Origin of the sequence: Nonomuraea zeae (assembly GCF_005889725.1) — a bacterium.
GTDB lineage: Bacteria > Actinomycetota > Actinomycetes > Streptosporangiales > Streptosporangiaceae > Nonomuraea > Nonomuraea zeae.
Genome location: NZ_VCKX01000403.1, coordinates 1 through 9,367 on the forward strand (window position 1 = coordinate 1; position 9,367 = coordinate 9,367).

Here is a 9,367-nt window from a genome sequence, read left to right on the forward strand (position 1 = left end):
GGTGTCGAATTGATTGCTGATCCTTATATGGTTGTTTTTTTTTTTCAGGCAGAAGACGGAATACGAGATGTCTTAGGGTCTCGTGGGCTCGGAGATGTGTATAAGAGAAAGAGGTGGGGGCGGGCGTGGAGTGGTCGGCGAGCCGGTCGAGGGAGATGCCGAGCACGTCGGCCAGCGCCGCGATCGTGAAGAACGCGGGCGTGGCGATCCGGCCGGTCTCGATCTTGCGCAGGGTTTCGGCGGACATGCCGGCCGCGGCGGCGATCTCGACGATGCTGCGTTCGCCGCGGGCTTGCCGGAGCACCAGGCCGAGTTGTTCGCCGCGGAGCCGCTCTTCCAGGGTCAGCGGAGGTCGTACCATGGCGCTCACTCTATACCCTGCGATACAAATACCGGTATTTTTATCGCCTCATGCCGGGGGCCTGCGGGCACAGGCCGCCACTCACCTCGACGGTGACACCAGGCCCGCCTCGTAGGCGAGGATGACAAGCTGCACCCGGTCCCGCGCATCCAGCTTGCTCAGCAGCCGGCCCACGTACGCCTTGACGGTGGCGACGCTGATGACCAGATCGGCGGCTATCTCGGTGTTGGTCAGGCCGCGCGCGATCAGGGTGAGGACCTCGCGTTCGCGCTCAGTGACGCCCGCCAGCTCCCGCGGCACGGGATCGGGCGCGGGATCGGGTGCGGGGCGGCCGGCGAACGCCTCGATCAGCCGCCGGGTGACGCCCGGCGCGATCAGGGCGTCGCCGGCGGCCACGACCCGGATCGCGGTGAGGATGTCGTCCAGGGCCATGTCCTTGACCAGAAACCCGGACGCGCCCGCGCGGAGCGCGCCGTAAACGTAGTCGTCCTCGTCGAACGTGGTCAAGACGATGACATGGGCCCGGCTGGGGCCCTGGGCGATCAGCCGGGTGGCCTCGATGCCGTCCATGACGGGCATGCGGATGTCCATCACCACGACATCCGGGTCGAGCTCCTCGGCCACCTCCACGGCGCGCAGCCCGGTCGCGGCCTCCGCGACGAGTTCGAGGTCGGGGGCGTCGGACATGACCATCTGCAGGGCGGCGCGGATCAGCGGCTGGTCGTCGGCCAGGACGACGCGGACGCTCATCGCGCTCGCGCGGTCAGGGGCAGGCGGGCCGTGACCCGGAAGCCGCCCTCGGCGCGCGGTTCGGCGCGGAAGCTTCCCTGCAGCAGGGTGACACGCTCCCGCATCCCGGCCAGGCCGTAGCCGCCCTCCGGCCTGCGGCGCAGGCCGCGTCCCCCGTCGAGGACCTCGACGGCCAGCTCGTCGGCCCGGTATTCGATCGACACTTGGCAGCGGCTGGTGCCGGCGTGGCGCACCACGTTAGTGATCGCCTCCTGGATGATGCGGTAGGCCGAGACGTCGATCTCCGGCGGCAGCGGGCGTCGCTCGCCCAGCCGGCGCACCTCGACGTGGACACCGGCGTCCGTCGTCGTCGCCGCGAGCCTGTCGAGGTCCGCCAGGCCGGGGGCCGGCTCGCACGGCCGGCCCTGCCCGCCGTGCCGCAGGACGCCGAGCATGCGCCGCAGTCCGGACAGCGTCTCCCGCCCGGCCGTCTCGATGTCTGCCAGCGCCTGGCCCGCCCAGCGCGGCTGGGTGTCGATGACCCGCCGGGCGGCGCCGGCCTGCAGGGCGATGACGCCGATGCTGTGGGCGACCGTGTCGTGCAGCTCGCGCGAGATGCGCAGGCGTTCGTCGGCGACGGCCTGGGCGGCGGCCGTGGCGAGCAGGGTGTCGGCGTGCTCGCGCGCCTGGCGTACCGAGTGGCCGACCAGCCAGGCGATGACCGCCGTCATGGCCACCGCCAGCTCCGCCGAGGTGCCGGCGGGCCAGCCGGACAGCAGCCGGGTGGTCAGATAGCCGGCGAGCAGGGTGAGCGCGCCGAGCAGGGCGGTGATCCCGGTCCGGCGCGGGCGTTCGGCCGCGATGAACAGCAGCGCGGCATCGGCCGCCAGGAACTGCGCCAAGGGGATCTCGGCCACTCCCAGCGGCACGCACGCCAGGACCGCGGCGGCGAGCAGCAAGCCCAGCGCGGGCAGCGGCCGCCGGCGCAGCAGGACCGCGGCGAGGTGCGCCAGCACGGTGGCCGCCGCCAGCCAGGCCAGCCCGTCCCACTGGAAGAAGAACGGCCCGGCCAGCTTGGCGGGCCCGGACTCGCCGGGGAGCCTGATCCGGATGAGGAAGGTGAACACCAGGCCCGCCCACCAGGCCAGGACCGTCCACGCGCCGGGTGGGACCCGCTTCAGCGGCGGCATGGGCGGTGTCACGGGCATGACCAGAAGCGTATCGGCGCGTCCGCGGCCCCGGCATCGGACCACGGGTGTACGACCGTGGTATACCGGCACCGCCGTGAATGGCGACGGCGGTCCGATGTGGCGCCGGCATGGCCTGCGGCACCGTCGATCGGGTGATCCACGTCAACGTGTCCCGTCTGCGCCGCACCCTGCTGGCCGCCTCCGTCGCCGCGGCGGTGGCGGTGCCGGTGACGGGTGCGGCGCGTCCTGCGGCCGTGCCCGCTCCCGTCCCCGCCGCCGGGGCCCTGCCTAGGGTGGCGGCTTCGGCGGCCCCGGCGGCCTTGGCCGCACGTTACGCCGCCGTCCGCGGCGACATCGTGGCCGCCGAGCGGATGGCCGCCGGCCACGGCCACCGGCGGCGGGCCGCGATGCTGCACGCCATGGCCGATCCCGCGCGCCGGTTGCTGTCCTTCGACGGCCGTGACGGCGGCCGCGCCGTCGAGGTCTTCGGCGACCTGGCGGCGGCCGGGCACCTCGCCGTGCTGGTGCCCGGCGGTGACACCCACCTGGACAAGTACGGGCTCCTGCGCGGCGGCGCGCTGAGACTGCACCAGGCGCTCGGCGGCCGGTCGGCGGTCATCGCCTGGCTCGGCTACCGGACCCCCGGCACGGTGAGCCTGGCGGCGCTCACCGCCGGCCGCGCCGAGGAGGCGGCGCCGGCGTTACGCGCCTTCGTGCGGGAGCTGACCGCGCTCAAGCCCGCCGCCCGCATCACCGTGGTGTGCCACTCCTACGGCAGCGTGGTCTGCGGCCGGGCCGCACCCGGACTGGACGTCGCCGGCATCGTGCTGATCGGCAGCCCCGGCGTCACCGCCGACGACGTCGGCGCGCTGCGTACCCCGGCGACCGTCTGGGCCGGCCGGGGAAGCCGTGACTGGGTCGCCCATGTGCCGCACACCCGGCTCCGCCTGCCGTTCGTCACGCTGGGGTTCGGCGCCGACCCGGTCTGCCCGGACTTCGGCGCCCGCGTCTTCGCGGCCGGCGACGGCGGGCACAGCGACTACTTCGCGGCCGGGTCCCCGTCGCTGGTGAACATCGCCCGCCTCGTCTCCGGGCAGCCTCCCGCCGGGGCGCGCCGTGGTCTCTGACCTCATCCGGCGCGTCGAGGCGGCGACCCCCGCCGGGCGCGACCGTGGTCTCGACGCGCTGCGCGCCCTGGCCATCGGCGGCGTGGTGCTCGGCCACTGGCTGGTGACCGCGCTGGTCTCCGACAGCGGCACCGTACGCGTCGCCAGCCCGCTGCGGGACATGCCCCACCTCGCCCCGCTGACCTGGATCTTCCAGACCATGGCGCTGTTCTTCCTGGTGGGCGGCCAGTCGACCGCCCGAAGCCACGCCGGCGCCCGGGGCAGGAACGTCACCTACGGGCGGTGGCTGGGCACGCGGATGGCCCGGCTGTTGCGGCCGGTCGCCGCCGTGCCGGCGCTCTGGACCCCGGTGGCGGCCGTGATGCTCGCACTCGGGGCGGACCCCGTGACCGTGAACGCGCTGGCCAAGCTGGTGTGGTCGCCGCTGTGGTTCCTGCTGGTGTACGCCGCTTTGACGGCACTCACCCCGCTGGTGGCCCGGCTGCACCCGGGGTGGCCGCTGGCCACGGTCGCGTTCGCCGACCTGGTCCGGTTCGGGCTCGGCGGGCCTGCCTGGGTCGGCTGGGTCAATCTGGCGGCCGGCTGGCTGGTGCCGTACTGCCTGGGCGCGGCCTGGGCCCGCGACCGCCTGCGCACCCGTACGACCGGGTGGGCGCTGCTGCTCGGCGGCGCCGCGGCCACGGCCGCGCTCGTGCTCTGGGCCGGCTATCCGGCCTCCATGGTGGGGGTCCCGGGCGCCCGCGTCTCGAACCAGTCCCCGCCCACGATGGCGGCCGTCACCTTCGGCCTGGCCCAATGCGGAGCGGCGCTGCTGCTGCTCGGCCCGCTCCGCCGGGTCCTGTCACGGCCCGCCGTCTGGGCGTTCGTGGCGCTGGCGAACCTGTCGGCGATGACGATCTTCCTGTGGCACCAGACCGCCATGATCGCGGTCACCGCGCTCGGCCTGCTCGCCGGCCGGCCCCTGCCGGGCCTGCACACCGTCCCGGACGGTCCGGCCTGGGTGCTCGCCCGGCTGGCCTGGCTGCCGGCGTTCGCGCTGGCCCTGCTCGTGTGCCGAGCCGCCTTCCACGCTCACGAGCGGCGGCGGCACGAAGAACCCGGGCACGGTACGACCACGCCCGGACGCCCGCGGGCGGCTCCTCCACCGCGCCGGGCGCTGTCTCGCGAGGGTGCCCGGCTTCGGTGCTTCAGTCGCTGAGCAGCCGCCGTGCGGTCAGGGCGAGCCTGGCCCGGATCAGCCCGGCCGGCTGGGTGAGGTCCAGGCCCATGGTCTTGCCGATCTGCTCCAGCCGGCGGGCGACGCTGCTGTGGTGCAGGTGCAGCAGGTCGGCGGCGCGGCGCAGGGAGCCGGTGGCGCAGTAGGCGTCCAGCGTCTCCAGGTCCTCGGGGTTGGCGGCCACGCGGTCGATCGCGGCCACGTCGGTGTTGCCGCGCGCGGCGTCGTGCGGTATCTCGGCCAGCAGCGCCAGCGCGCCCAGGTCGTCGTAGCGGATGACCGGCTCGCGCGGGCCGGTGAAGCGCAGGGCGGTACGGGCCTCGCGCCAGGACTGGCCGGGGCTCTGCGCGGCGCCGATGCCCGCGCGCACGCCGTCGGGGAAGCGGGCCGCGTCCATGGTGGTGGCCAGGATGACGCCCACGTCGGCGAGCGGCGCGGCCTTGACCGGGCGGGCCGGGCAGATGAGGCCGCCGACCTGGTCGAGGGGAAGCCGGGTGTGCACGGCGGCGACGCGTACCGGCACGTCGGCGGCGAACCCCAGCAGGCGCAGCGCGCGGGCCCTGGCCGCCTCGTCGCTGCCGGCGCTGATCACCAGCTCGACGAGGGCGGGGTCGGCCATGGTGGTGCGGGCCGGGCCGTACCTTTCCACGACCGCCGCGGTGGCGATGGCCAGCCGGTCCAGCAGCAGCTCGTCGAGCGGGTCGGGCGGGCCGGGGCGCTCCAGCCACACCGTGCCGATCTCCTCCCCGTCCAGGACGATCGGCGCGGTGGTGGACGACGGCGGCGGCGGTTCGGGCGCGGGCCTGCCGTCGGGCGAGACGCGGATCACCCGTCCCGTGCCGTGCAGGCGCGCGCCGGCCACGCACTCGGCCAGGCCCGCCGAGGCACGGGCGAGCGCGGGCAGGTCCACCCGCCGGCGCATCAGCGTGTCGTAGAACATGACGACCCGGATCACGCCCTCGGCTTGCGGATCCAGTTGCGACAGCCGTTCGGCCAGTGCCTCCATGACAAGGAGGATATGCGCCGACCGGTGCGTCATTTCGGCTGAACATCCGACAGATGGCGGATGATGTCCCTTGTGGCAATCAACAGGATAGACGGCATGGATCCAGAACTGGAAGCGTTCATCCCCTTTCTCCCGCAGGTCGACCTGACCGACCCGATCGCCTCGCGCAAGAACTACGCCGAGCTGGCCACCGCCAGACCCGCACCGGAGGCCACCGGACTGGAGATCGAGGACCGCACGGTGCCCGCCGACCCGGACGTCCCGGTACGCATCTACCGCCCCCTCCACGCCCAGGGCGCCGTCGTGTGGCTGCACGGAGGCGGATTCGTCATGGGCGACCTGGACACCGAGCACCCGTGGGCGTCCCGCATCGCCGACGGCTCCGGCGCGGTGGTGATCTCCGTCGGCTACCGGCTCGCCCCCGAGCATCCCTTCCCCGCCGCCCTGGACGACGCCTACGCCGTACTGACCTGGACCGCGCAGCACGCGCACGACCTCGGCATCGACCCGGAGCGGATCGCGATCGGCGGCCACAGCGCCGGCGCGGGACTCGCGGCCGCGGTGGCGCTGCGGGCACGCGACGAGCAGGGGCCGGCGATCCGCTTCCAGCTGCTCAACGAAGCCGGCCTCGACGACCGGCAGCAGACCTGGTCACAGCGGCACTTCACCGACACGCCCTGGCTGTATCGGGAGAAAGTCTCCACGATCTGGCGCTACTACCTGGGCTCCACCCCGGCCACGCCCTACGCCGCCCCCGCACGGGCCGCCGACCTGGCCGGCCTGCCACCCGCCTACATCGCCACCGCCGAGTTCGACCCCGGCCGCGACGAAGGCATCGACTACGCCCTACGCCTGCTGCAAGCCGGCGTACCGGTCGAACTGCACCAATGGCCCGGCACCTTCCACGGCTCCCAGGCGTTCCTGTCCGCCGAGGTCTCACAGCGGCAGATCGCCGGCCTCACCGCCGCCCTGCGCCGCGCCCTGGCCAAGTGACGCCACGATGACACCTGCCCCGATCGACCTGTTCGCCTCCTCCATCCACCTGCACCAGGACGGCAAGATCCACGCCGGACGACGAACGAGCGACACCGGCCAGGACGGCTGGCAGCTGACCGCCTTCCACGCCAAGACCGCCGCCGACGTCCACGCCGGCCACGGGGAGGTCCACCCGCACGCCGAGACGATCGTCTCCTGCCTCATCGGCAAGATACGCCTCTACCTGCACCCGGAACGGCCGGGCCAGCAGGAGGAAGAGATCAGGCTGCCGGCCGGGACCGCCGCCATCGTCCCGCGCGGCCGCCGGCACCGCATCGAGCTGGACATCCCCAGCAACATCCTGACCGTCACCCTGCCCCCCGGCAGCCGCCTGAAGCAGCGCCCCGAAGCCTGAGCCACCCCGCCACCACCCACGAGAAAACTGTCAGACCCCTGCCCTAACGTGACCGCATGGACGACAGCATCATGATCACCGGAGCGCGGGTGAACAACCTGAAAAACCTCACCCTGCGCATCCCGAAAAACAAGCTCGTCGTGTTCACCGGCGTCTCCGGATCAGGCAAGTCGTCCCTCGTCTTCGACACCATCGCCGCCGAATCCCAGCGCCAGCTCAACGAGACCTACTCCTGGTTCATCCGCAACCGGCTCCCCAAACACGACAAACCCGAAGCCGACGCGATCGACAACCTCAGCGCCGCCATCGTCGTCGACCAGAAACCCATCGGCGGCAACACCCGCTCCACCGTCGGCACCATGACCGACATCCTGCCCATCCTGCGCGTCCTGTTCTCCCGCTACGGCACCCCCAGCGCCGGCTACTCCTACGCCTACTCCTTCAACGACCCCCAAGGCATGTGCCCCGGCTGCGACGGCCTCGGCCGCGCCATCCGCCTCGACCTCGACGCCTTCCTCGACCCGGCCAAGTCCCTCGACGAGGGCGCCATCCGCTTCCCCCTGTTCGGCGTCGGCACCTGGCAATGGCAGATCTACGCCCGCTCCGGCACCTTCGACCCCGCCAAACCCCTCGCCGACTACACCCCCGCCGAGCACGAGCTCCTCCTGCACGGCAGCGGCTTCACCGTCGACGTCCACGGCAAGAACGGCACCCTCAACAAGGTCGACTACGAAGGCGTCGCCGACCGCTTCACCCGCCTCTACCTCAAACGCGACCTGTCCACCCTGTCGGACAAGAACCGCCGCGCCGTCCTCGCCTGCGTCACCGAAGGCCGCTGCCCCCAATGCCAGGGCGCCCGCCTCAACCAGGCCGCCCTCGCCACCACCATCGGCCCGCACACCATCGCCGACTACGCCGCCATGGAGATCACCGACCTCATCGCCGTCCTGACCGGCCTGGACAACCCCGTCGCCGGCACCGCCGTACGCGCCCTGACCCGCGTCGAGCAGATCGGCCTCGGCTACCTCAGCCTCGACCGCGAAACCTCCACCCTCTCAGGCGGCGAGGGCCAGCGCCTCAAGACCGTACGCCACCTCGGCTCCAGCCTCACCGGCATGATCTACGTCTTCGACGAGCCCAGCGTCGGCCTGCACCCCAGCGACGTCGGCCGCCTCAACCAGCTCCTGCTGGCCCTGCGCGACAAAGGCAACACCGTCCTGGTCGTCGAACACGACCCCGACGTCATCACCATCGCCGACCACGTCATCGACCTCGGCCCCGGCGCCGGCCGCCACGGCGGCGACATCGTCTTCCAAGGCACCGTCGACCAGCTCACCCGCTCCGGCACCCGCACCGGCCGCCACCTGCACCGCCGCGCCCCGCTCAAACCCGCCGTACGCCACCCCGCAGGCCGGCTCACCATCACCGCCGCCACCCTGCACAACCTGCACGACCTGACCGTCCACATCCCTACCGGCGTGCTCACCTGCGTCACCGGCGTCGCCGGCTCCGGCAAGTCCACCCTCATCAGCGGCGTCCTGCCCACCCAGCACCCCGGCACCATCGTCGTCGACCAGAACGCCGCCGGCACCTCGGCCCGCTCCAGCCCCGCCTCCTACATCGGCGCCCTCGACCCCATCCGCCGCCTGTTCGCCCGCACCACCGGCGCCGACCCCGGCCTGTTCAGCCACAACTCCACCGGCGCCTGCCCCGCCTGCGAAGGCCGCGGCGTCATCCACACCGACCTGGCCTTCATGGACCCCGTCACCGCCGTGTGCGAAATGTGCGCAGGCAGCCGCTACAACCCCCAAGCCCTCAGCCACCGCCTGCGCGGCCACACCATCGTCGACGTGCTCGCCCTCACCGCCGAGCAAGCCGCCGCCTTCTTCACCGAACGCGCCGTCACCACCCGCGTCCGCACCCTCCTCGACGTCGGCCTCGGCTACCTCACCCTCGGCCAGCCCACCAGCACCCTGTCCGGCGGCGAACGCCAGCGCATGAAACTCGCCGGCGAGCTCACCAAGACCGGCAACCTCTACGTCCTGGACGAGCCCACCACCGGCCTGCACATGTCCGACGTCGACAGCCTCCTCGACCTGCTCGACCGCATCGTCGACGCCGGCAACACCGTCATCGTCATCGAACACGACCCCGACGTCATCAAACGCGCCGACTGGGTGATCGACCTCGGGCCCGGGGGAGGCAAGCACGGAGGGCGGCTGATGTTCGAAGGCACCCCGCGCGACCTGCTCACCACACCCGGCTCCCTCACCGCCACCCACCTGGCCGCCGCCCTGCCCGCCTGACCACCCAGGCGAGCCGGCAGCACGGCCCGCTCACCCCACCAG

General features: G+C 72.8%; 9 protein-coding genes. 5 read left to right on the forward strand and 4 right to left on the reverse strand.

Annotation, left to right across the window (positions count from 1 at the left end):
• The 3 genes from ETD85_RS67390 to ETD85_RS56545 form a co-directional block, all read right to left on the reverse strand.
• Window positions 1-361: helix-turn-helix domain-containing protein (locus ETD85_RS67390; protein ID WP_338087262.1), on the reverse strand; the 361-nt coding region annotated here is incomplete at its 3' end.
• A gap of 81 nt (window positions 362-442) precedes the next feature.
• Window positions 443-1,111 (reverse strand): response regulator, encoded by a 669-nt coding sequence (locus ETD85_RS56540; RefSeq protein WP_138698099.1) that lies wholly within the window; start codon window positions 1,109-1,111, stop codon window positions 443-445.
• Window positions 1,108-2,298, reverse strand: a complete 1,191-nt coding sequence (locus tag ETD85_RS56545) for a sensor histidine kinase (protein WP_206059520.1) — start codon at window positions 2,296-2,298, stop codon at window positions 1,108-1,110. The genes ETD85_RS56540 and ETD85_RS56545 overlap by 4 nt, the downstream gene beginning before the upstream one ends.
• 134 nt (window positions 2,299-2,432) lie before the next feature.
• Between ETD85_RS56545 and ETD85_RS56550 the strand changes: the two genes are divergently transcribed.
• Both ETD85_RS56550 and ETD85_RS56555 read left to right on the forward strand, forming a co-directional pair.
• Entirely contained in the window at window positions 2,433-3,407 is a 975-nt protein-coding gene (locus tag ETD85_RS56550; protein ID WP_240780071.1) for an alpha/beta hydrolase, read from the forward strand.
• On the forward strand, window positions 3,397-4,605 hold the full coding sequence (locus tag ETD85_RS56555; RefSeq protein ID WP_138698101.1) for an acyltransferase family protein: 1,209 nt from the start codon (window positions 3,397-3,399) through the stop codon (window positions 4,603-4,605). The genes ETD85_RS56550 and ETD85_RS56555 overlap by 11 nt, the downstream gene beginning before the upstream one ends.
• On the opposite strand, the gene ETD85_RS56560 is transcribed toward ETD85_RS56555, so the two are convergent.
• A complete protein-coding gene (locus ETD85_RS56560; protein ID WP_138698102.1) occupies window positions 4,595-5,629 on the reverse strand; it encodes a PucR family transcriptional regulator in 1,035 nt (344 codons plus the stop codon). The two genes, ETD85_RS56555 and ETD85_RS56560, sit on opposite strands and share 11 nt — an antisense overlap.
• Window positions 5,630-5,725: 96 nt before the next feature.
• On the opposite strand from ETD85_RS56560, the gene ETD85_RS56565 reads away from it, so the two are divergent.
• The 3 genes from ETD85_RS56565 to ETD85_RS56575 are packed head-to-tail and all read left to right on the forward strand — an operon-like array spanning window position 5,726 to window position 9,325.
• The gene (locus tag ETD85_RS56565) at window positions 5,726-6,622 is read left to right on the forward strand and encodes an alpha/beta hydrolase (protein ID WP_138698103.1); all 897 of its coding nucleotides are present in this window, start codon (window positions 5,726-5,728) and stop codon (window positions 6,620-6,622) included.
• A 7-nt stretch (window positions 6,623-6,629) separates the two neighbouring features.
• A complete protein-coding gene (locus ETD85_RS56570) occupies window positions 6,630-7,019 on the forward strand; it encodes a cupin domain-containing protein (protein ID WP_138698104.1) in 390 nt (129 codons plus the stop codon).
• 56 nt (window positions 7,020-7,075) lie between these two features.
• Entirely contained in the window at window positions 7,076-9,325 is a 2,250-nt protein-coding gene (locus ETD85_RS56575; RefSeq protein ID WP_138698105.1) for an ATP-binding cassette domain-containing protein, read from the forward strand.
• Window positions 9,326-9,367: the final 42 nt, after the last annotated feature.

Excerpts from the sequence above, each read along its gene's own strand:
- ETD85_RS56540 (WP_138698099.1), bottom strand. The coding sequence starts at position 1,111 with ATGAGCGTCCGCGTCGTCCTGGCCGACGACCAGCCGCTGATCCGCGCC.
- ETD85_RS56565 (WP_138698103.1), top strand. The coding sequence starts at position 5,726 with ATGGATCCAGAACTGGAAGCGTTCATCCCCTTTCTCCCGCAGGTCGAC.
- ETD85_RS56570 (WP_138698104.1), top strand. The coding sequence starts at position 6,630 with ATGACACCTGCCCCGATCGACCTGTTCGCCTCCTCCATCCACCTGCAC.
- ETD85_RS56560 (WP_138698102.1), bottom strand. The coding sequence starts at position 5,629 with ATGGAGGCACTGGCCGAACGGCTGTCGCAACTGGATCCGCAAGCCGAG.
- ETD85_RS56575 (WP_138698105.1), top strand. The coding sequence starts at position 7,076 with ATGGACGACAGCATCATGATCACCGGAGCGCGGGTGAACAACCTGAAA.
- ETD85_RS56545 (WP_206059520.1), bottom strand. The coding sequence starts at position 2,298 with ATGCCCGTGACACCGCCCATGCCGCCGCTGAAGCGGGTCCCACCCGGC.